The organism is Acetobacter cibinongensis, from assembly GCF_000963925.1.
Lineage (GTDB): Bacteria > Pseudomonadota > Alphaproteobacteria > Acetobacterales > Acetobacteraceae > Acetobacter > Acetobacter cibinongensis.
In genome coordinates, this window is the sequence record NZ_BAMV01000002.1 from 1 (window position 1) to 23639 (window position 23639).

General features: G+C 56.4%; 25 protein-coding genes. 13 read left to right on the forward strand and 12 right to left on the reverse strand.

The window, feature by feature from the left end:
- Positions 1 to 97: 97 nt before the first annotated feature.
- The 11 genes from Abci_RS00685 (at position 98) to Abci_RS00735 (ending at position 10446) form a co-directional block, all read left to right on the forward strand.
- Positions 98 to 751, forward strand: coding sequence for an ABC transporter substrate-binding protein (locus tag Abci_RS00685; protein ID WP_052944742.1), 654 nt, complete (start codon positions 98 to 100; stop codon positions 749 to 751).
- Positions 752 to 827: 76 nt separating this feature from the next.
- Positions 828 to 1997 carry a bacteriohopanetetrol glucosamine biosynthesis glycosyltransferase HpnI gene (hpnI, locus tag Abci_RS00690; protein WP_048837237.1) on the forward strand — a complete coding sequence of 390 codons (1170 nt, stop codon included), beginning with the start codon at positions 828 to 830 and terminating at the stop codon, positions 1995 to 1997.
- A 99-nt stretch (positions 1998 to 2096) separates the two neighbouring features.
- Positions 2097 to 3524 (forward strand): hopanoid biosynthesis associated radical SAM protein HpnJ, encoded by a 1428-nt coding sequence (hpnJ, locus tag Abci_RS00695; RefSeq protein WP_048837238.1) that lies wholly within the window; start codon positions 2097 to 2099, stop codon positions 3522 to 3524.
- A 62-nt stretch (positions 3525 to 3586) separates the two neighbouring features.
- Positions 3587 to 4429, forward strand: coding sequence for a hopanoid biosynthesis-associated protein HpnK (hpnK, locus tag Abci_RS00700; protein ID WP_048837239.1), 843 nt, complete (start codon positions 3587 to 3589; stop codon positions 4427 to 4429).
- A gap of 174 nt (positions 4430 to 4603) precedes the next feature.
- A complete protein-coding gene (locus tag Abci_RS00705) occupies positions 4604 to 4744 on the forward strand; it encodes a hypothetical protein (protein ID WP_158319759.1) in 141 nt (46 codons plus the stop codon).
- 115 nt (positions 4745 to 4859) lie between these two features.
- Positions 4860 to 6575, forward strand: a complete 1716-nt coding sequence (locus Abci_RS00710) for a carbohydrate porin (RefSeq protein WP_048837328.1) — start codon at positions 4860 to 4862, stop codon at positions 6573 to 6575.
- 136 nt (positions 6576 to 6711) lie between these two features.
- A complete protein-coding gene (locus tag Abci_RS00715) occupies positions 6712 to 6930 on the forward strand; it encodes a hypothetical protein (RefSeq protein WP_048837241.1) in 219 nt (72 codons plus the stop codon).
- Complete coding sequence (dcd, locus tag Abci_RS00720) at positions 6921 to 7475, forward strand: dCTP deaminase (RefSeq protein WP_048837242.1); 555 nt, start codon at positions 6921 to 6923, stop codon at positions 7473 to 7475. The genes Abci_RS00715 and dcd overlap by 10 nt, the downstream gene beginning before the upstream one ends.
- Before the next feature lie 9 nt (positions 7476 to 7484).
- On the forward strand, positions 7485 to 8747 hold the full coding sequence (gene murA, locus Abci_RS00725; RefSeq protein WP_048837243.1) for a UDP-N-acetylglucosamine 1-carboxyvinyltransferase: 1263 nt from the start codon (positions 7485 to 7487) through the stop codon (positions 8745 to 8747).
- 305 nt (positions 8748 to 9052) lie between these two features.
- Positions 9053 to 10129: a hypothetical protein gene (locus Abci_RS00730; RefSeq protein ID WP_048837244.1), complete on the forward strand. Its 1077-nt coding sequence runs from the start codon at positions 9053 to 9055 to the stop codon at positions 10127 to 10129.
- Positions 10130 to 10233: 104 nt separating this feature from the next.
- On the forward strand, positions 10234 to 10446 hold the full coding sequence (locus Abci_RS00735; protein ID WP_048837245.1) for a hypothetical protein: 213 nt from the start codon (positions 10234 to 10236) through the stop codon (positions 10444 to 10446).
- A gap of 18 nt (positions 10447 to 10464) precedes the next feature.
- Here the strand turns inward: Abci_RS00735 and Abci_RS00740 are convergent, their stop codons facing one another.
- From Abci_RS00740 to budA, 5 genes are all read right to left on the reverse strand, one after another.
- Positions 10465 to 11700: a DUF2075 domain-containing protein gene (locus Abci_RS00740; protein ID WP_244877539.1), complete on the reverse strand. Its 1236-nt coding sequence runs from the start codon at positions 11698 to 11700 to the stop codon at positions 10465 to 10467.
- A 107-nt stretch (positions 11701 to 11807) separates the two neighbouring features.
- A complete protein-coding gene (locus Abci_RS00745) occupies positions 11808 to 12395 on the reverse strand; it encodes a LutC/YkgG family protein (RefSeq protein ID WP_048837247.1) in 588 nt (195 codons plus the stop codon).
- Positions 12392 to 13789, reverse strand: coding sequence for a lactate utilization protein B (locus Abci_RS00750; protein ID WP_048837248.1), 1398 nt, complete (start codon positions 13787 to 13789; stop codon positions 12392 to 12394). Before Abci_RS00750 ends, Abci_RS00745 begins: the two co-directional genes overlap by 4 nt.
- A complete protein-coding gene (locus Abci_RS00755; protein WP_048837249.1) occupies positions 13786 to 14529 on the reverse strand; it encodes a (Fe-S)-binding protein in 744 nt (247 codons plus the stop codon). The genes Abci_RS00750 and Abci_RS00755 overlap by 4 nt, the downstream gene beginning before the upstream one ends.
- A 527-nt stretch (positions 14530 to 15056) precedes the next feature.
- On the reverse strand, positions 15057 to 15899 hold the full coding sequence (gene budA / locus Abci_RS00760) for an acetolactate decarboxylase (RefSeq protein WP_244877540.1): 843 nt from the start codon (positions 15897 to 15899) through the stop codon (positions 15057 to 15059).
- Between the two features lie 56 nt (positions 15900 to 15955).
- Here budA and Abci_RS00765 point away from each other — a divergent pair, with 56 nt between their 5' ends.
- The gene (locus tag Abci_RS00765; RefSeq protein WP_048837250.1) at positions 15956 to 16894 is read left to right on the forward strand and encodes a LysR family transcriptional regulator; all 939 of its coding nucleotides are present in this window, start codon (positions 15956 to 15958) and stop codon (positions 16892 to 16894) included.
- A gap of 15 nt (positions 16895 to 16909) precedes the next feature.
- Here the strand turns inward: Abci_RS00765 and Abci_RS00770 are convergent, their stop codons facing one another.
- From Abci_RS00770 to Abci_RS00800, 7 genes are all read right to left on the reverse strand, one after another.
- Complete coding sequence (locus Abci_RS00770) at positions 16910 to 17365, reverse strand: 23S rRNA (pseudouridine(1915)-N(3))-methyltransferase RlmH (protein ID WP_048837251.1); 456 nt, start codon at positions 17363 to 17365, stop codon at positions 16910 to 16912.
- A 70-nt stretch (positions 17366 to 17435) separates the two neighbouring features.
- Positions 17436 to 17885: a ribosome silencing factor gene (gene rsfS / locus Abci_RS00775; RefSeq protein ID WP_048837252.1), complete on the reverse strand. Its 450-nt coding sequence runs from the start codon at positions 17883 to 17885 to the stop codon at positions 17436 to 17438.
- 92 nt (positions 17886 to 17977) lie between these two features.
- Complete coding sequence (locus Abci_RS00780) at positions 17978 to 18655, reverse strand: nicotinate-nucleotide adenylyltransferase (RefSeq protein ID WP_048837253.1); 678 nt, start codon at positions 18653 to 18655, stop codon at positions 17978 to 17980.
- Positions 18652 to 19950: a glutamate-5-semialdehyde dehydrogenase gene (locus Abci_RS00785; RefSeq protein ID WP_048837330.1), complete on the reverse strand. Its 1299-nt coding sequence runs from the start codon at positions 19948 to 19950 to the stop codon at positions 18652 to 18654. Before Abci_RS00785 ends, Abci_RS00780 begins: the two co-directional genes overlap by 4 nt.
- A gap of 51 nt (positions 19951 to 20001) precedes the next feature.
- Positions 20002 to 21096 carry a redox-regulated ATPase YchF gene (gene ychF / locus Abci_RS00790; RefSeq protein WP_048837254.1) on the reverse strand — a complete coding sequence of 365 codons (1095 nt, stop codon included), beginning with the start codon at positions 21094 to 21096 and terminating at the stop codon, positions 20002 to 20004.
- Positions 21096 to 21677 carry an aminoacyl-tRNA hydrolase gene (gene pth, locus Abci_RS00795; RefSeq protein ID WP_048837255.1) on the reverse strand — a complete coding sequence of 194 codons (582 nt, stop codon included), beginning with the start codon at positions 21675 to 21677 and terminating at the stop codon, positions 21096 to 21098. Before pth ends, ychF begins: the two co-directional genes overlap by 1 nt.
- A gap of 97 nt (positions 21678 to 21774) precedes the next feature.
- Entirely contained in the window at positions 21775 to 22383 is a 609-nt protein-coding gene (locus Abci_RS00800; RefSeq protein ID WP_048837331.1) for a 50S ribosomal protein L25/general stress protein Ctc, read from the reverse strand.
- A gap of 197 nt (positions 22384 to 22580) precedes the next feature.
- On the opposite strand from Abci_RS00800, the gene Abci_RS00805 reads away from it, so the two are divergent.
- A complete protein-coding gene (locus tag Abci_RS00805) occupies positions 22581 to 23627 on the forward strand; it encodes a threonine aldolase family protein (protein ID WP_048837256.1) in 1047 nt (348 codons plus the stop codon).
- Positions 23628 to 23639: the final 12 nt, after the last annotated feature.

The window sequence follows — 23639 nt, forward strand, 5'->3', positions numbered from 1 at the left end:
CCCCACACATCGTACAAACCGCTCTCAGCGCACTGGGCATCGGAGACATGCTCTCAGTGAACTTGCCAAATAGCTCAACGGGAACAAAATCATGAGCATGAAACGTATTTCTCTTCGTACGGGGCTTATGCTCGGTCTGGGCATGGCTCTTCTTCCCACCGCAGGGCTGAGCATGCTCGCTCCGGTGGCAATGGCTCAAACCGCGTCGGACAGCGCAGTCAGCGCCCCTGTCAACAGCCTGTATGCTGCGCTGGATAAGATCCAGACCATGCATGGCAGCTTTGACGAACGGGCCAAGATTGTTGGCGCAGCGGTTGACCAGTCTTTTGATCTGGACACCGTGCTGGGCGCATCCGTGGGTGTGCGTTACCAGTCCCTTGGCGCTGACGACAAACAGAAGCTGCTGGCTGCGTTCCGTGACTTCACGATTGCCCGCTACGTCTCCAGCTTCAAACCCGGTGCAGGTGCCCGCTTTACAGTGAAACCTTCCGTTGAAAACTCACCGGTTGGTGGCAACAAAATCGTCAATACGTTTATTGGCTCCACTGACAGCATGCCGGGAACCCCGGTCAGCTACATCATGCATCAGGAAGCAGCCGGCTGGCGCATTACCGATGTTCTGCTGGCTGAAGCCCGCATCAGTCAGGCTGCTGCCCAGCGTTCAGACTTCCGCTCCACCTTGGCGTCCAGCGGCGTTTCTGGTCTGATCACTGTTCTGGAACGCAAAACCAAAACGTTTTCAAACGAGTAACGCGGGATAAGCTGGTTGTGACGAAAAGCAGACGAGATATCGGCCCGGCCAAGGGCCTTGGAACGGTCGATTTTTAATGTCTGCTTTTTCCTTTCTGGCTTACTCAAGTGCTGCACTGGCTCTGGCAGGGTGTTTTCAGTCTCTGGCCGGTGCGGCACTTCTCAACCGTTTCCGGAGGCAGGAACGGCGGCCTGTTACCTTCAAGCCCCTGCCCCCCGTTACGGTGCTCAAACCCCTTTATGGGTCAGAGCCGCTTCTTGAAGAGGCGCTGGAAAGCTTCTGTACGCAGGATTACCCCGCTATCCAGCTGCTTTTTGGGGTTCGTGATCATGATGACCCCGCCATAGCCAGTGTTGAACGCCTGCGGGAACGTCACCCCCACCTGGATATGCAGATTGTCGTCAATCCAGCCGTACATGGGCTGAATCGTAAAATCAGTAACCTGATCAATATGCTGCCTTTTGCAAAGCATGATGTTCTGGTTATTTCCGACTCCGACATTCATGTCAGCCCGGACTATCTGCAACATATTGTCACAGCCCTCCACACGCCCAACACAGGTCTGGTCACAACGCTTTATGCTGGACTGCCGGCGTCCTCCCTGCTGGTTCAGATGTTGGCTGCCTGCCAGATAAACCATAATTTTTTGCCTGGGGTCATTCTGTCTCGCTATCTGGGGCGGCAGGACTGCCTTGGCGCAACCATGGCGCTGACGCGCCCCATGCTGGAAGCTGTTGGTGGGCTGGAAGCATTGCTCCCGCATGTGGCGGATGATGCCGTGCTGGGTCGGCTGGTCCGGCAGGCCGGGCACACCATTGCCATTGCTGACTGCATGACCTGGACCACCGTTGCAGAACAGTCAGCCTATGACCTTTTCAGCCATGAATTGCGGTGGGGCCGCACGGTTTGTACGCTGGCTCCTGCTGGCTACGCAGCCTCCTCCATTCAGCTTCCATTGTTCTGGGCGTCTCTGGCGTGGCTGTTTCAGCCCCATGCCCTTTGGGCCTGCGTGCTGTTTTTTGCGGTGTGGACTATTCGGGCAGCAACGTCCTTTGCCATAGACCGTGCCGTGGGTACCCATCAGCTATGGCCCCTGCTGCTGCTCCCCCTGCGGGACTGGCTGTCTGCCGCCATTATGGTGGGCAGCGCCAGCGGCACCCGCGTGGACTGGCGGGGCCAGACCATGCATGTTGCCCCCCATACAGTGCCACCACCGACTACCAGCCATTTATCCCCTGAAGGGTGATACGGGTTGTCTCCGGCCGCGCTGGGGAGTAATGCCTACCAATAATTTAGCTGAGCACTGTTCAGTATACCTCCCAGCCTTGTCAGGAATCAGACTCCCATGATGAGAACCCTTTTTCTTCAGCCTCCGTCTTTTGATGGCTTTGATGGTGGCGCCGGCTCCCGCTATCAGGCAAAGCGGGAAATCAAGTCATTCTGGTACCCAACATGGTTGGCACAGCCTGCCGCAATGGTTGAAGGCAGCCGCCTGATTGATGCACCGCCCACCGGTATGGGCATGGAACCCATTCTGGAAGACGTGAAAAACCGCGATCTGGTTATTCTGCACACCTCCACCCCGTCCTTCACCAAGGACGTGCAGGTGGCCCAGATGCTCAAGGACGCAAACCCGAAGCTGATTATCGGCATGGTTGGGGCCAAGGTTGCCGTGCAGCCTGATGAAAGCCTGCTGAAAGGCCCGCCAATCGACTTCGTGGCGCGCAATGAGTTTGACTACACCATCAAGGAAATTGCCGAAGGCCGCGATTTCAAGGATGTGGACGGCATTACATGGCGCAACAAGGATGGTGAAATCATCACCAACCGCGACCGCGCCATGATTGAAGACATGGACAGCCTGCCCTTCGTAACGGAAGTGTACAAACGTGACCTGAAGATTGAAGATTACTTCATCGGTTACCTGATGCACCCGTATATCTCCATCTATACGGGTCGTGGCTGTAAGTCCCGCTGCACCTTCTGCCTGTGGCCGCAGACTGTTGGTGGCCACCGCTACCGTACCCGCAGCCCGGAACATGTTGCGGCAGAAATCCGTCTGGCCAAACAGTATTTCCCGCAGGTTAAAGAATTCTTCTTTGACGATGATACCTTCACCGATGACCTGCCCCGCGCAGAAGCCATTGCGCGTGAACTGGGCAAGCTGGGTGTGACCTGGTCCTGCAATGCAAAAGCCAATGTGCCACGTGAAACCTTGAAAGTGCTGCGTGACAACGGCCTGCGCCTGCTGCTGGTAGGATACGAAAGCGGCAACCAGCAGATTCTGCACAACATCAAGAAGGGTATGCGCGTAGAAGTTGCGCGTGAGTTCACCAAGAACTGCCATGAACTCGGTATCAAGATTCACGGCACCTTCATTCTTGGTCTGCCGGGCGAGACGAAGGAAACCATTCAGGAAACCATCAAGTTCGCCAAGGAAATCAACCCGCATACCTTGCAGGTTTCTCTGGCTGCTCCGTACCCCGGCACCGCCCTGCACAAGCAGGCAACCGAGAACGGCTGGCTGGACGAAAGCAATGCCGAGCTGATTGACGAAAACGGCGTCCAGATGGCACCGCTGCACTACCCGCATCTGTCTCACACCGAGATTTTCAACGGCGTGGAAGAATTCTACCGTAAATTCTATTTCCGTGCGCCCAAGATCGCTTCCATCGTGAACGAGATGGTGCGCTCACCACAGATGATGAAACGCCGCCTGCGCGAAGGTGTGGAATTCTTCCACTTCCTGCGTGACCGCAACAAAGCGGCCTGATGACCCCAAACACGCGTTCCGCGGGGGGATATCCCTCTGCGGAACGTTAAAGTTCCTCTCCCATGAAACGTGCCATTATTTCGGCTGATGATTTCGGCCTTTCTGTTGAAGTCAACGAAGCGATTGAGATTGCCCACCGTGATGGTGTGCTCTCAACCGCCAGCCTCATGGTGGCCGGTCCAGCGGTAGAGGACGCCATAGAACGGGCCAAGCGCCTGCCTAACCTGCGCGTTGGCCTGCATCTGGTGGTGATTGAGGGTGCCTCCACCCTTCCCCACCTACAATTGCCAGTGATCACACAACCGAATGGCTGGTTTTCCTCCTCCCAGCTTGGATTGGGAGTGGAGTATTTCTTTCGCCCTGAAGGCCGGCGCGAACTGAGAGCAGAGATAACGGCCCAGTTTGAAGCCTTCCGCCGCACCGGGCTTACGCTTGACCATGCCAACGCGCACAAACACATGCATCTCCACCCAACGGTGGGACAGCTTATGATTGATGTTGGCCGCAAGTATGGCCTGCGGGCCGTTCGCACTCCTCTGGAGCCAACCGCACCGCTTTATGCCGCTGGCACCTATACGGACACATTGGGAGACGCCGCCCTCCGACATTGGACGCGCTTGCTCCGCCACCAGATCCGCTCTGCCGGTATGGTGACAAATGACTGGTGCTTCGGGCTGGCTTGGAGCGGCCACATGACCCCGGACCGGGTAGCCGCACTTGCCGCCCATCTGCCTGACGGCGTGTCAGAAATTTATTTTCATCCGGCGTCTCATAAAAATGACCTCCTGCAAAAACTGATGCCGACCTATGAGCATGAGGCTGAGTTTGAAGCCCTTTGCTCCGCCGGCTTTAAAGCAGGCTTGCACCACGCGAACGCCACACTGTGCGGCTGGCAAGATATTTAGTCCCGGCACGTCTTTCTGTTATAACAAATTCTCAATACTTGTTTTCCAGTAACACTATTTTAGAAACTGACCCATTTTTGTTATAACATCCCTCACACTGTTGACGGGTGTTGGGGTTTCTGTTTCAAATTTGCGCCTGACCACAAAAATAAAAAAGAAATGGTCTTCAGCTTCATGAAACAGCTTCTCCTTTGCTCCAAGACTGTACCCTGTGCCCATCTGGCCGTTGAGGCAGCAGGTTTTGCTGCTGTCTGGCAGCCCCTGCATGGCGTGGTTCCCGCCGTTTATGTGCTTCGGCACATTTTAACAGCCTGATCGCCAGAACCCGCGCCTTGGTCTGATTTTTTTAAATCCGGACCTCCACACAGTTTTCTTAAAAACGAGTACAGTCATGCCACTGTCACAAGAACGCTGCACAAAGCAGCGCGCAATGTCGTGCCTTTTCACTGTGGGTAAAGACAAGGGATACGCAGCCCTTGCACTGGTAGCGCTTTGGTCCGGGGCAACGCCTAAAGCGTTTGCCGCGCCTGCTACCGTGGGCAAGCCTGCCACCGCAGCCTCCGGCCAGCATACGCCCGTCACCACCACCACGCCCCACACCGCCCCCATTGTGACGTTGCAACCACTCAGCACAAGCAGCACCCCCGATGTGGACAGCTTCGAGCCTGATCCCTCAGCCATCAGACGCCCGGCAAACACGCCCATTCCCCCCAGTGGCGTGCCGATTCTGCCGTCACCGGGCTACGCAACCATGAGCGTTCAGTCCTACGCGCCCGCCGGGGAAGAACAGGGCGCGGCCCACACACTGGAACTTGACGCCCTGACAAATTGGGAGGGACCTTCCGGCTTACTCCCTCCCCGCCTTGATGCTTTGCGCCGCTCTGACATGAACGACCCCTACTACGTGCCAACGGCGGGAACGGGGCATCTGGTCCCGTTACTGGACCCTCCCCGCAAATGGCTGCACGACCGGGGCTTTACGTTCTCCTTCACCTACAAGGGTGAAGCCATGGGTGTTGCCAGCGGGGGAATCAAGAAGGGTGTGAGCTACGTGCATGAACTCACACTCCAGACAGTTTTTGACCTCGAGCGTATGGCTCATCTGAAAGGCTGGTCGGTGCACGCTCTGGTTATGGAGCGCGCGGGTAAGGCGCTCCAGAATGGCCGGCTGGGTGAATATTACGTGGCCATGCAGGAGGTATATTCCCTCTCCGGTAACGTAGCGGCGCATCTGGTGGATATGTATGCGGAAAAACGCATGCTCCATAACCGTATGGACGTTATTTTTGGCCGCATGTCGCTCACGCATGTGTTCGCGACTTCTCCGTTGCTGTGCTCCTTTATGGTAACCTGTTCCGCACCAGTCGCCCTGAAGCAGAACCCCGGCTTTAGCGTGTACCCAAAAGCAACATGGGGCGCACGGGTCCGGATTCGTCCTACGCGTGACACCGCTTTGCAGGTAGGTGCCTATTCCGTCAGTGCTCTGACGGATAACCCCAGCGGCTGGTCATGGGGGGCTGAAAACACAACAGGCCTGTCCCTGCCCATAGAATTTACATGGCAGCCGTTTTTGACCCGCAACCGCCTGCCCGGTCATTATGTATTGGGCTACGCGCATGACACGACACGCTATGCAGACAAGATAACCTCCGCCATACCGGCCAAACTAGCTCAGACCATACCTGACAAACGCTCCGCACCTTCTGACATGTTCTGGCTGGAGGCGGACCAGATGGTCTATCGCCGTGGTGGCCGAAACATGATGGCAGGTGGCTATCTGATGGCAGGGTATGTGCATGTCACCCCCCGCGTTGTGAACTTGTCCGATCAGGTTTACGGCGGCTTTTCCTTCGTCGGGCTACTGCCAAGCCGCCTGACTGACCGTTTTGGTGTGCTGTATTCCTGGTACCATGTCAGCCGCCGCAGGCGGGACAGCCAGATTATTGCGCAGGATGCCGGGCTGAGCTTAGGGCCAACGCTGCATGGTGTGCAGGATAATTCGCACATCATTGAATCCTATTACGCGATTGATGCCTTCCCCGGTTTGCTGATCCAGCCGACTTTTCAGTACATGATCCATCCCGGTGAAACCCACCATATCCGTAATGCGGCCATTGTGGGCCTGAAGCTGATCGCCAACCTCTAATCTCTTTCTTTCTGCACGCCGGAGGCTGAGCCTGGGGCGTGCAGAATACCGTGCACGGTCACTCATGCAGCCCTAGGCATGGCTGGTTTGCTCTGCTAGTCAGCAGAGACGACTTTCCACTTCATCAGGCGCTGGCATGACTGATACGCCTTCTCCCTCCTCCTCCGGCACACGCGTGTCCACCAAAGCTGCCGAGGCAAAAGCCCAACGGGCTGCCCGTCAGGCTGCGGCCCTGCGCGCAAACCTGCGCCGCCGCAAGCAGCAGGCCCGCACCCGGCAGGAACAGGAAGCAGACGAGCAGGAACCCCTTACCGCCACAACCACAGAGACTGGAGAAAACCCGACATGCCCGTGATGCCCGATACATGGATACGTCAGATGTCAAAAGATCACGGCATGATCGAACCATTTGTCGAAACCCAGAAGCGCGAAGGCGTTATTTCCTACGGCCTGTCTTCCTATGGTTACGATGCACGCGTAGCAGATGATTTCCGTATTTTTACGGACGTCAACAACGCAATTGTGGATCCCAAGAACTTCAGTCCTGACGGATTTGTCTCCCGCAAGGCAGATGAATGCATTATTCCGCCCAACAGCTTTGTGCTGGCCCACACCATTGAATATTTCCGCATCCCGCGGGATGTGCTGGTTGTGTGCCTTGGCAAATCCACTTACGCCCGCTGCGGTATTATTGTGAATGTCACCCCGCTGGAACCAGAGTGGGAGGGACAGGTTACAATTGAAATCAGCAACACCACGCCACTGCCTGCACGCATTTATGCCAATGAGGGCATTTGCCAGTTCCTGTTCTTCAAGGGTGATAGCCCGTGCGAGACCAGCTACGCAGACCGCGCAGGCAAATATATGGGCCAGAACGGCGTTACTACCCCCCGCATGTAAGCGAGACTGATGGACAGATTTATTATTCGGGGCGGTAAACCCCTACACGGTGAGATTACAATTGGCGGTGCCAAGAATGCCGGGCTGAAGCTGCTTGTTGCCGGATTACTGACATCCGAACGGCTGGTGCTGACCAACGTGCCGCATATTGCTGACATTGCAACAATGCGCGCCCTGCTGACCCAGCACGGCCTGACGGTGGAAACGGTTGGTAACGACAACACCACCCTATCCGTTGGCGGGGAAATTACCAGCACGGAAGCACCGTACGACATCGTGTCCAAAATGCGGGCCTCCATTCTGGTGCTTGGCCCATTGCTGGCCCGGTGCCGGGAAGCCCGCGTGTCCCTACCCGGTGGGTGCGCCATTGGCACGCGCCCGGTTGACCTTCACCTGAAAGGGCTGGAGGCACTGGGTGCCACTATTACGCTGGAAAATGGCTACATTAACGCCCGCGCCCCTAACGGACTGGTGGGTGACCGCATCATGCTGCCGTTTGCCTCCGTTGGCGCGACGGAAAACCTGATGATGGCCGCAACCCTGGCCAAAGGGCGTACGGAAATTGTCAACGCCGCGCGGGAACCTGAAATGGTGGATCTGGCAAACTGCCTGAACGCCATGGGCGCCAAAATTACGGGTGCAGGCACAGGCCATATCATGATTGAAGGTGTGGAGGCTCTACACGGGGCGCAACACCGCATCATGTCTGACCGCATTGAGTGCGGCACCTATGCCTGCGCTGCTGCCATAACCGGCGGGGATCTGCGCCTGATTGGTGGCCAGATTGACCATCTGGGCGCTGTTGTACGGGCTTTTGAAGAAGCTGGCGTGGAAGTAACGCAGGAAGGCGATGCCATGCGTGTACGCCGGACGGGCGCGTTGCGTGGCATTGACATTATGACCGAGCCTTACCCCGGCTTCCCCACGGATATGCAGGCCCAGTTCATGGCTCTGCTGTCTGTGGCGGAAGGAGCCTCCATGATTACGGAAACGATTTTTGAAAACCGTTTCATGCATGTGCCAGAACTCAACCGGATGGGCGCACGCATTAACGTACATGGGTCTTCCGCCATTATCCGGGGCGTGCACAGCCTGTCTGGCGCTCCTGTCATGGCGACAGACCTGCGGGCCTCCTTCTCGCTCATTCTGGCCGGGCTGGCTGCGCATGGTGAGACCATTCTGAGCCGCGTTTACCACCTTGACCGGGGGTATGAAGCCGTTGAGCGCAAACTGGCTGCCTGCGGTGCCCAGATTGAACGCGTAAAGGGCTGACGCATAACCGGCACTGTTCTGCCCTTAAATGCAGGACAGTGCCGTTGCCTAAACGGTCTTCTGGCACAGGCCCCTTCAGGTGAACCAGTCAGAACACCGCCCTACGCTTAACAGAACCGCAGGTAGCCTTACAGGCTGGCACAAGGCTTCTTTTCAGCCTTTGCAACATCCGTCTGTTTGCCACGTTTTCCCTTGGCTGCCCCGCAAGGGCATGACAGCTCGACACGCCCGCCGACAAATACGGTAGTCTGCCGTGCCTCTACTCCTCATTATATTGGCCACTGAAAGACCGAGAATTCTCTAGTATGCATGGCTTCCTGAGAACCGTTTTATGTAGCGCGCTGCTTTTGGTCAGCGGATGTTACAGTGTTGGCTCCTACCGGCTGGACCAAGACCAGAACGACTACTCCCATGCGCTGATGGACTCCAGTAAACGCCAGACCCTGCTGAATGTGGTGCGCCTGCGTTATGCTGATACCCCAGGTTTTCTGGACACAACGCAGCTTATTTCCGGCTACCAGCTCCAACATAATATTTCTGTTGGGGTGGGAACAGATACCGGCGTTGTGCGCCCCTATGGTGGCATTGGCACCCAGTTACAGGAAAGCCCAACCTTTACCTTCCAGCCTGTTACCGGGGATGCTTATGCGCAAACCTTCCTGCGGCCCCTGCCGCCGGGCAGTTTGTTGCCGCTGGCTATGGGGGGCCTGCCTATTGACGTGCTGTTCCGCCTTGCCGTGCAATCCGTTAATCTCATCAGCAATGCCGGAGCAATTGGCGGCAATGTTGGCCGTGGCTCTCCTGAGTTTTTTGAGCTGATTCATGACCTGCGCCTGCTACAGGTGGCCGGACTTCTGGGCATACAGCTTGAACACAGCCCGGAAGTACCCGGCAAAACACCATCCTTTGACCGTGTTTTTCTGTCCATCTCTTCCACCAGTGACCCGTTATTGGCCGAAGTGGTTTATGAAACACGCCGCTTCTTCAACATGCCGCAAAATGATGAACGGGTAGAAGTCGTTTATGGCGCAGGCAAGCCCGCCCGCGGGCAGATCAGGCTTCTCACCCGCACCATGCTGGGGGTTATGGGGCAGATTGCCTACCAGATAGAAGTGCCGCCACAGGATATTATCTCCGGCCGCACACTGGCCCGTGTCATGCTGGTAGGCCGTGAGACAAAACCCATTGTCACCGTGCATGTGGATGATAAAGCGCCCAAGCAGTCGCCTTTTGTGTCCGTGCGGTACGACCGGCGTTACTACTGGATTGCAAAGGATGACTTTGACAGCAAACTGGCCTTTACCATGCTGCAAATTTTGCTTGAGCTCTCCAAAACAACCAAAAACCCCGGTGCTGTTGTCACCATTCCCATCAGCAAATAGCGCAGGGGAGCCTGCGAATACTATTTGCAAACACGGCCGGAGAGTGATGTAGTGTGAGGGATACGGACTCGTTTCTATAGCAAACAGAAAAAGGGCGACGTACTATGCCAGACAAAACAACACGGCTCTTGACGTTTTTCTCCATTGCGCCAGCCGTTGCCCTCCCCTTTTCTGGCTCTCTGGATCTTACTGACTGGAGCAAGGGGCTTGTTGCCGGGGTATTGGTAGGGCTTCAGCTACTGTCCATTATGCAGTTGTACCGCCACAAATGCCTGCGTAAGCCTGCCAAGGTTCGGGTTCGGTCATCCCGCACATAATTCCGTTCGTCTATGCGGTTAAAGGGCACTGCGTTGCTGCCATAGCACCTTAAGGCGCTGATGGAGTGCTGGGCGACTGGCATAAATATATAGTCCCCGTACAGGGCGGGTCATGAGCACGTTCAGTGCATTCAGCATGATCTGTTCCTTGGCGGCGGCTGGGTTTTCCACCGCTGACTGGCCCGCAAAGGCCGCACTATCCTGATAACAGGCTGTGTGCAGAATAATTTTATCAATTTCCGGATCATAATCCACGCTGGGGCCTAAAATGAGGCCTATATAATTCAGGTCAAACCCCTGCACCGTGTAAACGGAGCCAACCTCATCAATCGTGTCGGGCCGCTCAGCCCACGGTAGGCGCTCCTGCGGCAGTGATCGGTCCCACCGTAAATGAAAGCGCCCTTCCGTTATAAAATGGTCCTGCCCGTCCAGCACATACGGATAGTCATAAGTTGCGACCATCCGGCAGAGGCCAAGCTCCGCTTCATGGGCACGGATAGCGTCATACAACGCCTGTGCATCTTCAAATATCTGGAAATCAAACGGTTGCGGGGCCGGAAGCGGCAGCAGCCTTTGGTGGCAGAATGCGTCTATCCAGCCGATAACATCTGCATGGGCCTGCATACGGAACTGGCGCGTAAGATGCTCTACTTCAACGTGCCTGCCCCCTAAGATCCGGCGCAAGGCAGCCTCGTCCCAAAAACTTTTGAATTTAAGAACCTGACAGGGGTCAAAAACCATGACCACAATCCGACTGATGCGGAGTATTTCCTCTAACTGGTTGTCCTGCAAAAAGCGGTTATAGGCATCCCTCCGGCTGAGGAGGAGATGTGCCTCATCAATAAAAACAATGTCCGTCTTTTGCCCGGTCTTGCGGGCCTGATTGATGAAACTTGTAGGCCGCTCGTAGTCCCGCTTGCGTAAACAGGGCACCCCCTCGGCAATGCGACGGTACAGCTTGATCATCTCGGGATGATTGACCAGAAAAACCATACTCTGCCCGGACAGAGCATTTCCATCCTTTGCCGCAGCGCGTTGCCTCACGCGTGCAAACGCACTGTTCATGACAATGCTTTTGCCGGTTCCCGCTGCGCCTTGCAGCACAAAAACAGCACCCGGCCTGTCGCCCTCATTCTTCAGGCAAAACGCTTCTATGCGGTCAACAAGCTGTTGTTGCTCGTCCGTTAAGGCGTGATCGGGTGAGAGTTTAAGGTCGGCACGATTATTCAGGTCTGGCATAAGGAGGTGTCTCATTTTTCCAGGCCCAAACGCAAGACGGGGAAAGGAAGACCTGCTTCCCTCCCCCGCCTCTTGCTTTGTACCTTGTCCCAACTAGCGTTATCAGCCAGCCGGGGAGCGATTTATTCCCACCAGATAGACAGGCTTCTGACCCCCTGCGCCCCGCGAATGAGCACACCCTGAATATCGGCTGTGGCGGACGGTCCGGTCATCAGCACGCCATAGTTGGCGGTATGAAATTCCGGCCGTTCCAGATAGGCCGTGTGCATGTTGGCCGTCACATTATGTTCGGACAGAATAACAACAATATGCTGCGTCAGGTGCGCCGCAGAATTCAGGCTGTTCAACTGTGCTTCACTGAGAAAGATCGAGCCGGTTTCCGCAATACCAAACGGGGCACGCACCACCAGCACGTCTGTCGCCGCAGCCTGTTGGGGGGACTCCACATCTTCAATGCGGATACTGCCTTCAAAATCCGGCACGGCAGAGCAAATGACATGCGCGTCCGGAAAACGGCGTGCAATAGCTGTTGCCAGCGTATCACCTTCCTGCCGTAGCAGGATCTGGCCTCCTAGCAGTTGCAGCGCATTTTCAAAGCGCTCACGGCCCTTATCCATATCGCCAAACACGGCAACGGGAGGCAGAGGATGAGCCGCGGGGTCTGGCCGGTTGGCACGCAGGGTTGCCAGAACTTTGTCACGAGAACTCATTGGGCTTTCCCCTTTTTCAGGCGGTTTTCCTTGTACCAGCTATGGAAGGTCTGCTTGACCGGGTGCGGCAGTTCACGGTGCTTACCCCACGGGTTGAGCCAGTTGTACAGAACAAAGCGCGGCAATGTGCTCAGAGCCACCTCTGTCCCATTAATAGCCGTGCGGTACAAGGTTGGCTGGCCCATAAGACGGCCCGCCATGTGCATGATCTCCCGCTTTACAAAGGGAAGTTCATGATGCTCAGCCAGCACACGACGCCACTTATATAGCTGCTCGTGAATATTGATCTTAACCGGGCACACATTGGTGCAACTGCCATTCATGGTCGAGGCAAACGGCAGTGTGCTGTATTTCCGCTCATTAAAGGTCGGGTCGATAATCGCCCCGATCGGGCCGGAATACACAGCGCCGTAAGACAGCCCGCCTGAACGACGGTATACCGGGCAGGTATTCATGCAGGCGCCACAGCGAATGCATTTGAGCGAGGTCCAGAATTCCTCCATACCCAAACGGGCGGAGCGACCGTTATCCACCAGCACAATATGCATCTCCCCACCCTTTTGCGGGCCGCGGAAATGCGTGGTGTACTGCGTGATGGGAGAGCCAAGGGCACTGCGGGAGAGCAGGCGCACAAACACGCCAAGGTCTGCCATACGCGGCACAATACGCTCGATACCCAGTGTAGCAATATGCAGGTTGGGCACTGTTGAGCTGAGGTCTGCGTTGCCTTCGTTGGTGCACACCACGAAGGTTCCGGTTTCCGCCACCAGAAAGTTGCCGCCTGTCATACCGGCATCGGCTGACAGAATAACCGGGCGCGCGGCCATACGCTGAGATTCTGCTAGAGCCTGTGGGCTCTTCTCATCAGGGTCTGTGTGGTAGTTTTTGGCAAAAATCTTGGCCACATCGGGCACAAGCTTATGAACCGCAGGCACCACAATATGGCTGGGCATCTGGTCATCAAGCTGCTGAATACGCTCGCCCAGATCTGTTTCGGTCACGGTCACGCCACGTGGCTCAAGATAAGCCCGCATGTCACATTCTTCCGTGACCATGGACTTGCTTTTGATCAGTGACTTGGCGTTATGCTTTTCCAGAATTTCGCCAACAATACGGTTATGTTCCGCCGCATCGGCTGCCCAATGCACATGAATGCCATTTTTCTTGGCATTGGCTTCAAACTGCTCCAGATATTCCGGCAGATTGGCCAGCGTGTGCTCTTTAATTTCAGACGCACGGGTGCGGAGGTCCTGCCATTCGGGTAGCAGATGCATCTGCTGATCCCGCTTCTGGCGCATGTCCCACAGGCGTTCATCATGGAATGTCAGATGGGGTGCATCTTCCAGAAAGGCTTCCGCTGCCTTGGCATGATTAACGGGTTTGACCTTGCTCATGCCCGTGCTCCGTTCAGAATTTCTGCAATATGAATAAAGCGGATCGGCACGCCGCCGCGCTCAGCACAGCCCTGCTGATGCATCATGCAAGACGTGTCAGCCGAGACAATATATTCAGCCCCGGCATCATGATGGTCGCGCACCTTATCCAGCCCCATGCGGGCAGAAACGGCTTCTTCGGTCACAGAAAAGGTGCCACCAAAGCCACAGCACTCATCAGGCCGCCGCGGCGTTGCAAAGGAAATACCCTTCACCTTGTTCAGCAGATCCATGGGTTTGGAGAAAAACGGCTCGCCCAGTTCGGACATGCTTGCCGTCCGCAGGGCGCGCAGAGTGCCACAGCTATTATGCAGACCTACCTTGTGCGGAAACTCCGCCCACGGGAACTCCTCAACCTTCAGAACATCATGCAGAAATTCAACCAGCTCGTAAGTGTTTTCACGCACATGCTTGACCTCATCCGTCTGGGGAATGGCGTCAAAATTATCTTTCACATGGTGCGCACAGCTGCCTGATGGCATGACAATGGCATCATATTTGGCAAAATTTTTGACAAACAGGGCTTCAGCAGCAGCGGCATCGGAATTACAGCCGGAGTTTGCCATGGGCTGGCCACAGCAGGTCTGGCCCAAGGGGTATTCAACATCCTGCCCCAGCTTTTCAAGAAGCTCCAGCGTGGCAACGCCGGTGTTGGGGTAAAATGCGTCAATATAACACGGTATGAACAAACCAATTTTCATAAAGACCTCCGGCTAGGACACAGGTTTTCACCTGCACCAATCAAGTTTTTGACAAGAGAGGGGACCACCGGAGGCTTTGAGGCCTCTCTGGCGGGGGCATTTTGGCCAATAGCCGCACACCATGTCAGGCTGCATAAAAGCGCCTGTAACGGTCTGGGCACCCATGGCCGGGGTTGAGTTGAGCCCATGACATATCATGCCGCACAGGCAGCCTGATGCTGCATTGGCCCGCGGCAGGCACCGCAGGACAGCAGGGACTCAAGATGTGTCATGAAAACTGTGTCACTCTGTCATCGGAAAACTGCATCTGGTTTCAGATCTCTCATGCTCCGTGAACGGTGCGGTGAGAAGCAGATACAGTGACCCCATACAGAGCGTGCTCTCACTTTGCGGATTTTGTTATAACAAAAAACCAGCAGAGTGAAATATCAAAAGCGCATAGCTGCACGCTCAGGCACGGTAACACCTCCGACAGGTTACAGTGTGCCCTTTATAAGCTATGCCCATGAGGCCTCAGAAACATGTGGCTAACCGCCTTCAGCTTCCTGAATGGCCTGATGCAGATGGTCGGGGCTTAAATTGGCTTGGGCAAACTGCTGCGTTCTGGGCAGGCGGATATCAACATCCGAAATGGTCGCCACTTCCAGCGTGCCCCTGGTCACTTTATACTCCGTAACGTGGCCGCCGCGTTTTTGATCTTCTGTCAGAAAATGAACATGGTACCCGGCCACATTAATGCCCTGCATGTAGGCCGGTGTCCTAAAACCGATCATGGTGCCTTGCACGGCATTCAATGTCAGGGTGGGTTGCTTTTTCACAACCTCCAGCATGGGCGGATAGGGATGGCATTGGCAGAATACCGTGCGCGTATCCACCTTCTCGCACAACCCTGTAAAGCGTAGGGCCGCAAACAGGTTCGGGTTCCCCACCAACCGGTCGACCAAAGCTTCAAACTCCGCCTTATCCAGCGGTTCATCAATAGACACCGTTTGTTCCGGCTCAAAATACGTCACGCAGGCAAACGGAGTTTTCAGGCTTCCCGGTACCTCTGCCGCTACACCTTCCGCACGGAACTGGCGGGCTACCCCATCAGTCACAATCATCTCGCCATCAAGGGCATTAAAGGTGCCCAAGCCGAAATTTCCGTGCTGGAGGAGTTCATCCAGCGTGGTCTCTCCATCATACACGGCGTCCAGCAGTGCAGCCATGGTTGAGGTTTGATACAGCCGGTTGGCAACAGGCTTCTGCTTGCTTTTGCTTTCCCCGTGTTCCGGGGCACCCTGTGTGTCCTGTCTCAAACCTGTCTGACCGCTGCGCACCATAGGAACTTTCATGAAGAAGCCGTGAAGTGTAAACGGTATTACAGCCACGCTCAGTCCTCCACTATATATTGAATAGCGTATCCATATTCTTTATGTATGGATTTATGGATATCAGGCATTTACGCTACTTTGTGACCGTAGCCGACCATGGGAGCATTACCCGTGCGGCAGAAGAACTGGGCATAGAGCAGCCGCCCCTTAGTCAGCAAATTCGACAACTGGAACGCAATCTGGGCGTCCAGCTTTTTGAACGCCAGACACGGGGCGTTGCCCTGACAGAAATTGGTGCAACACTTCTGCCCCGCGCCCGTGCCATTCTGGAACTGCAACATCAGTTTCTGGTCACGGCGGAGGGGATGGCACGCGGGGAGGTTGGGCATATCCGTCTGGGCTTGGCAGGAGCTGTACCACTCCTACCGGTTATTCCGCTGGCCATCCGGGCATTCCGGGATGTGGCACCGGATGTCACGCTGTCCATGGAGGAAAGCAACACGCCTGCCTTGTGCGCGGCCCTGCATGAATCCAGCACGGATATTGCCATTATCCGCCCACCGGTTACGGACCCGACCCGCCTCTCGGTCTCGCACCTTTTGGATGAACCGACAGTGATAGCGCTCCCGCGTGGTCACCCCCTTACCAACAAGCCTGTCATTAGTCTGGATATGGTGGCAGATGAACCGCTGATTATTTTCCCGCGTGAGTTGGGGCCGGGTTTTCATGATGCCATACTCTCGGCCTATCAGGCCGCAGGCGTCACGCCCAAGCTTGGGCAGCAGGCTCCCCAGATTGCAGGCACCGTCCCTCTGGTCGCCGCAGGGCTGGGGGTTTCAGTCGTGCCGCGTTCCTTGTGCCAGATTCATGCTGGTGGTGTGACGTTCCATACCATCAGTGATCCAGCCCCACGCGCCACGCTGGCTGTTGCTGTGCGCACCGGGCAGAATATGCCCTTGGTCAATAAATTTGCAAAAATATTACGGACACATTGCCGCAAGTGGGAAAAACTGTCGCCTGAAGATCAGTTTTCCACCCTCGATTTTTCCTGAAAACACCGCGCAGGGTCAGGGACGGCCTGCCCGGTGGTAAGGGTGGCCCGCCGCAATGGCCTGCGCCCGGTAAATTTGTTCTACCAGCATGATGCGCACAAGCATGTGCGGCCACGTGAGCGAGCCGAAAGACAGAGCTGCATCAGACCGCGCAACGACCGCTGCATCCAGCCCTTCTGCACCGCCAATGACAAAGCATAATGGCCGCCCAAGAGCAGACCAGTCGGCAATAGCATTGGAGAACTCAACGCTGCTCCAGCTTTTGCCGGCTTCATCCAGCACCACAATAAAAGCTTGTGGTGGGCATGCGGCCATAATGGCCTGCCCTTCCCGCCGTTTGATTTCATCCGGGCTACCCCGGCCATCTGGCAGTTCCACAATATCCAGCCGGGGCCGGAGCCGCTTGAGGTAGCGTTCAACCAACGCAACCTCGGCCTTGTCTTTCATGCGGCCAACGGCAACCAGCTTCATGCCCGCCTCACAGTCACGACGCGGCAGGCATGGCAAACGCTATCACACACCATAAGAAAAACTGGTCCGGTCAGGCTGTAGGCACAGCCTCAGCAGCACCATCATCCAGTGCAGCGCCCCACATTTTTTCAAGGCCATACAGTTCACGCGCTTCTGGTTTGAACAGATGCACAACAATGTCACCTGTATCCAGCAGCACCCAGTCAGAGCCGTTTGCGCCTTCAATGGTCATGCGCTTGAGGCCAATTTCCTTGAGTTTACGCTCAATATGCTGGGCCATGGCAGCAATCTGCCGGTCAGCCAGACCAGTTGCAATCACCATTTTGTCTGCAAAAGACGCACGACCTGTCAGGTCGATCACAACGATGTCTTCGGCCTTATCATCATCCAGACTGGTGGTGATGAGGGTCAGTGCCTGCTCCAGCACGTCAGGCGCAATAGGCTCACGCTTGGCTTTTTTGGGGCCGGACGTAGCCGCTTTTTTGCGCACGGAGCCTGTCGCTGCAACAGCGCCAGCCAGTTTGGTACGGGAAGATGCTGTTTTGGCAGCACCTGTTTTGGTAGCCGAGGCCGCGCGGGTACGCTTTGGCGTCTCGGAGGGAGGCTGAGTGGTTATGACCGTTCTCCTGAGTGTGACAGACCAGATGGGGTTATGTGGCTTGCACCACTGTCAAACGCCCCGCTCTGGCGGATAGATGTTGCAGATATACCGGTTTGTCGCCCTGGAAGAAACGCCCATACCGGGGGTTTTAATGTTGGCAGCAAGGCTGCCCGGCGGGCAGGTATACGCCACCGCGCCATATAGTGCCCCGCCACCCCATGCAAGGCAGCGGTGTTCTGCCCGGGTCTGGGCATAACGGCTATGGGCACTTGTTTAACAAGATTTTTCCACCCTTTCCAACGGGACAGGGTTGCAAAGCCATCTGCCCCCGTCAGCCAGACAAACTGCACGGCTGGAAAACGCCGGTGCAGTTTGCGCACCGTATCCAGCGTGTAGCGGGTACCGAGTCGGGCCTCAATATCCGTTGCAATCAGCCGGTGGCCATCAACCAGCGCCAGCACAGACGCCATACGTCTCGCAAATGGTGCCATTCCCTCAACGGCCTTAAGCGGATTACCGGGGGAGACCATGAACCAAACCTGATCCAGCTTCAAAGCTTGTAAGGCCCTGCGCGCAATGGCGAGATGCCCTGCATGGGCAGGGTTGAAGGACCCACCAAGAAGGCCAATACGCGTATGGCGGCCATCTCCATACAGGGGAACATGGCCCGACTTGGCAACCTGCCTCAGGACCGAACCTGCCCGGTGCCCACCACCTCATATCGGAAGGTTGTCAACTGCTCGACCCCAACAGGGCCACGCGCATGGAAACGGCCAGTGGCAATACCAATTTCTGCCCCAAAACCAAACTCGCCCCCATCACAGAACTGGGTAGAGGCATTCCACATGACAACAGCACTATCCGTCCCGGTCATGAAGCGATTAGCCACGGCTTCATCCGCCGTCACAATAGCCTCCGTATGGGAAGACCCAAAGCGGCTGATATGGTCCAGCGCCTCGTCTACCCCATCCACAACCGCAATATTCAGCACGGCATCCAGCCATTCCGTTCTGAAATCCTGCTCCGTAGCCGCTGGCAGCGTGGGGACGATCTCCCGCGCTGCGGCATCGGCTTTGAAGGTGCATCCGAATTCAGCCAGATCCGCCACGATAGACGGAAGCAGGGTTGGGGCAATGGCGGCATCAATCAGCAGGGTTTCCGTAGCACCGCAAATGCCAGTCCGGCGCATTTTGGCATTCAGCACAATACGGCGGGCCATGCCGTGGTCTGCTGCGGCATGCACATAGGTGTGGCACAGCCCGTCAGCGTGAGCCAGAACCGGCACCCGAGCATCCTTCTGCACACGCTCAACCAGCGAGCGCCCTCCACGGGGAATAAGTAGATCAACCAACCCGGAGGCACCGAGCATTTCTGCTACATGCTTACGGTCAGCATCCGGGGCGATCAGCACGGCATCTTCCGGTAGGTCTGCGGCACGCAGCCCAGCCTGCATGGCGGCATGAATGGCACGGGCACTGTGTAGGCTTTCAGAGCCACCCCGCAGCAATACGGCATTGCCGGACTTGATGCACAGGCCAGCAGCATCTGCCCCTACATTTGGGCGGCTTTCATAAATAACGCCAATAACGCCCACCGGTGTTGCCACACGGCGAATACGCAGGCCGTTAGGGCGTGTCCATTCTTCCAGAACGCGCCCTACAGGGTCTGGCAGATCCGCCATGTCCTCAAGGCCGCGCGCAATGGCTTCAATACGTTCCGGGGTAAGGGTAAGCCGGTCGCGGAAGGCATCTTTTGCTGTTGAGGCAGCAAGATCCTTGGCATTGGCTTCCAAAATGGTATCGGACGCCTCACGCAGGGCGGCGGCGGCTGCCCAGAGTGCCCTATCCCGCGCTGAAGTAGGGCTGGTGGCCAGAGTGCGTGCCGCAAGCCGTGCCCGTTTTGCCAGAGCCGTCATTGGCCCCGGTGCGGAGGCAGACATAGCCTGCGTTACCGTACTCTCCGCTCCGTCTTCATGCGCCTGCATGGCGTCCTTCATCCTCATTTTTGTTTGTATGAACCCGACAAGCCTAGCGGATCATACGTTAAAGCGGAACAACAGAACGTCACCATCCTGCACAACATACTCCCGGCCTTCAATGCGCAGGCGTCCCGCTTCCTTGGCCCCGGCCTCACCGTTATACTGAACGTAGTCTTTATACGCGATGGTTTCGCAGGCAATGAAGCCACGCTCAAAGTCGTTATGGATAACAGCCGCTGCCTGTGGCGCTTTTGTGCCTGCGATAATGGTCCATGCGCGTGCTTCCTTGGGGCCTACGGTAAAGTAGGTCCGCAAGCCCAGCAGGCCATACCCTGCGGCAATAACACGGTCCAACCCGCTGTCTTTCAGGCCCAGACCGTCCAGAAACTCGCGGCGTTCTTCATCCGCCAACTGGCTGACTTCGGCCTCGATGGCTGCGGACACAACAACAACGGCAGCGCCTTCTGCATCGGCCTTGGCTTTGACTGCGGCAGAAAACGCGTTGCCGGTGGATGCTGACTCTTCATCCACGTTGCAGACATACAGCACAGGCTTGGTGGTCATGAGCTGCAAGCGGTTTACAGCTTCTTCCTGCCCTGCCGGAATGGCGGTACGGGCAGGTTTGCCTTCTTTCAGAGCTTCAATCAGCGGTTCCGCCACGGCCAGCTGGGCCATAGCCTCGGCATCACGATTCTTGGCGCGTTTCTGAAGAGCGGGCAGGCGTTTTTCGAGCGAGTCGAGGTCCGCCAGCATCAGCTCGGTTTCAATGATTTCAGAATCACGCACGGGGTCCACGCCGCCTTCAACATGCGTAATGTCATCATCTTCAAAGCAGCGCAGCACGTGAATAATGGCATCAACTTCACGGATATTGGCCAGAAACTGATTTCCCAGCCCTTCCCCGCGGGAGGCACCACGGACCAGGCCCGCAATATCCACAAACTCAAGGCTGGTCGGGACTGTCTTCTGGGACTTGCCAATTTCAACCAGCTTTTCCAGCCGGGGGTCAGGCACAGCCACGCGGCCCACGTTAGGCTCAATCGTGCAGAACGGGTAATTGGCAGCCTGAGCGGTTGCCGTTGCCGTCAGTGCGTTAAAGAGTGTGGACTTGCCCACATTGGGCAGACCGACAATACCGCAGTTAAACCCCATCAGCCCTTACTCCCTTCTGGCAACGCAACCTGCGTCATGAATTTTTCTGGCTGGCCATCGGCCAGCAGCGGCGCGGCGGCCGCCATTTTATCCAGCAGTGGCTCCAGCCAGTCCTGCCGGTCTATCTCTGTAAAATTACCAAGCACCCACCCATGTACGCGCTCTTTTGCGCCGGGGTGCCCAATACCAATACGCACCCGCCAGTAATCGGGGGTGCCAAGCATTTTGTCCATTGAGCGCAGGCCATTATGGCCAGCGGCCCCACCTGCACGCTTCACACGGACCTTGCCGGGGGCAAGATCCAGCTCATCATGGAAGGCGGTAATCTGCTCCGGCGCTATCTTATAGAACGCAGCCGCTTCCTGCACGCTATCGCCAGAACGATTCATGTAAGTCATGGGGCGCAGCAGCAAAACGCGCTGCGTGCCAATACGGCCTTCTGCCGTCTCGCCCTTAAAGCGGGAGCGCCATGGTGAAAACCCATAGCGATCGGCAATGGCTTCTACAGCCATAAAGCCAACATTGTGCCTATGTCGGCGCATGGACGGCTCAGGATTACCAAGCCCGGCCCAGAGCAACATCACTGGTCCTGTATCGTTATAAAATAAGCCGGGGGCACATGCACCACGCATGTACCCCCACCCTTATTCATCAGGTCAGAAAAACTGTCCTGACAGATTAGGAAGCAGCTTCTTCCGTTTCTTCGTCAGCTTCATCAACGCTTGGAGCAGCGATGGTCGCAATAACGAAGTTAGGCGTGTGGTTGGTTGGGGTTACGTTTTCCGTACCCTTCAGGTCTTCCCAACGCACGTTGTCGTTGATGTCGAGCGTAGACAGATCCACGGAGAAGAATTCCGGAATGTGTTCTGCATCGGTTTCAACTTCAACGGTGTGACGCACAACGTTCAGCACGCCACCACGCTTCAGGCCAGGAGCCTTGTCTTCACCTGTGATGTGAACGGAGACTTCAACGGTCACGCGCTGGCCTGCTGCCAGACGCATGAAATCAACATGTTCTGGTGTGTCTTTAACCGGGTGCAGCTGAATGTCACGAATCAGGGCGCGCTCGGTAGAACCACCTTCAACCTTGATTTCGTAAACGCGTGAGCGCCAGCCAGAAGCCTGAATGCCTTTGATCACGATACGGGGGTCGAGTGCGATCAGGGCAGGTTCTTTACCAGCACCATAAACAACTGCCGGCACCAGACCAGCACGCCTCGTTGCACGCGCTGCCCCCTTACCAGCCTTCGCGCGCACTGAAGCTTGGATAGATGTAATTTTGGACACGTTGAATTCTCCTAAAACCAAAACATACAGGCCTCCAGGGGTGCCTGCACGGTGCGGTGCCCTTAGCGGAAAACTGCCCTTAAAGCAATGCTGCCGTGGGGTGCATTGACGCAGGCCAGCCGCCATGCCAGCCAGAAAGCACAGCCGGGCCGAGCCTTTGCCGCCCTTATACCCTGACCCCAAGCCCTTGGTTTACAATGACAGACACCGCCCCACCCCAGCAATTTGCCAGCGACAATTACAGCGGTATATGCCCGCAAGCGCTGGAAGCCATTACCCGTGCCTCCGCCGCGGGCTCCACCCCCGCTTATGGGGACGATCCGTGGACTCGGCTGGCGGAAGACGCCATCCGCACCCTTTTTGGCACCGATGCTGCGGTATTTTTCGTGTTCAACGGTACAGCTGCCAATGCACTGACCCTTGCAACACTTTGCCCGCCTTATTGCAGCATTATTGCCACCGACATTGCCCACGCTGAAACGTCAGAACGAGGTGCGCCGGAGTTCTTTACTGGCGGCAGCAAGGTGATGACACCGCCCTGCCCGGAAGGAAAACTGACGCCTGCCGCCATCAAGCTGTGCTGCCGCAAAACGCAGAGTTTTCAGGCTTCCACCCCGGCCGTTGTGACCATTACCCAACCCACTGAAAACGGGCTGCTCTACACAGCAGAAGAAATCAAGGCACTGTCCGACACCTGTAGGGAACATGGGCTGAAGCTACATATGGATGGTGCGCGCCTTGCCAATGCCGTTGCCGCTCTGGGCTGCACACCTGCCGCCATAACCTGGGAAGTGGGGGTAGATGCACTCAGCTTTGGTGGCACCAAAAACGGGATGGCCGTAGGGGATGCTGTGGTGTTTTTTGACCGCAGTTTGGCCCGGGGCTTTGCAGAGCGGGCGAAACAGGGCGGCCAGGTGGCCTCCAAAATGCGGTTTCTCTCCGCCCCGTGGCTCAGCATGATTAAAAACGGTGCCTGGCTTGAAAATGCCCGCCACGCCAATGAGAGCGCCCGCTTCTTTGCCCAGAGCATTGCGGATGTACCAAACCTGCGTCTCGCATGGGCGGTGGACAGCAACAGCGTTTTCCTGCTGTTGCCAGAACAAGCTGCCAATACCCTGCGGGCTCAAGGTTGGCGATTCTATACCATGTTTGGCGGCGCAGCCCGTTTCCTGTTCGGGTGGGATGCCAAGCCGGAGGCCATAAAGGCACTGGCAAACGCTATTCGTGCCGCCATGGGCGGGTGAATTAACGCCTTG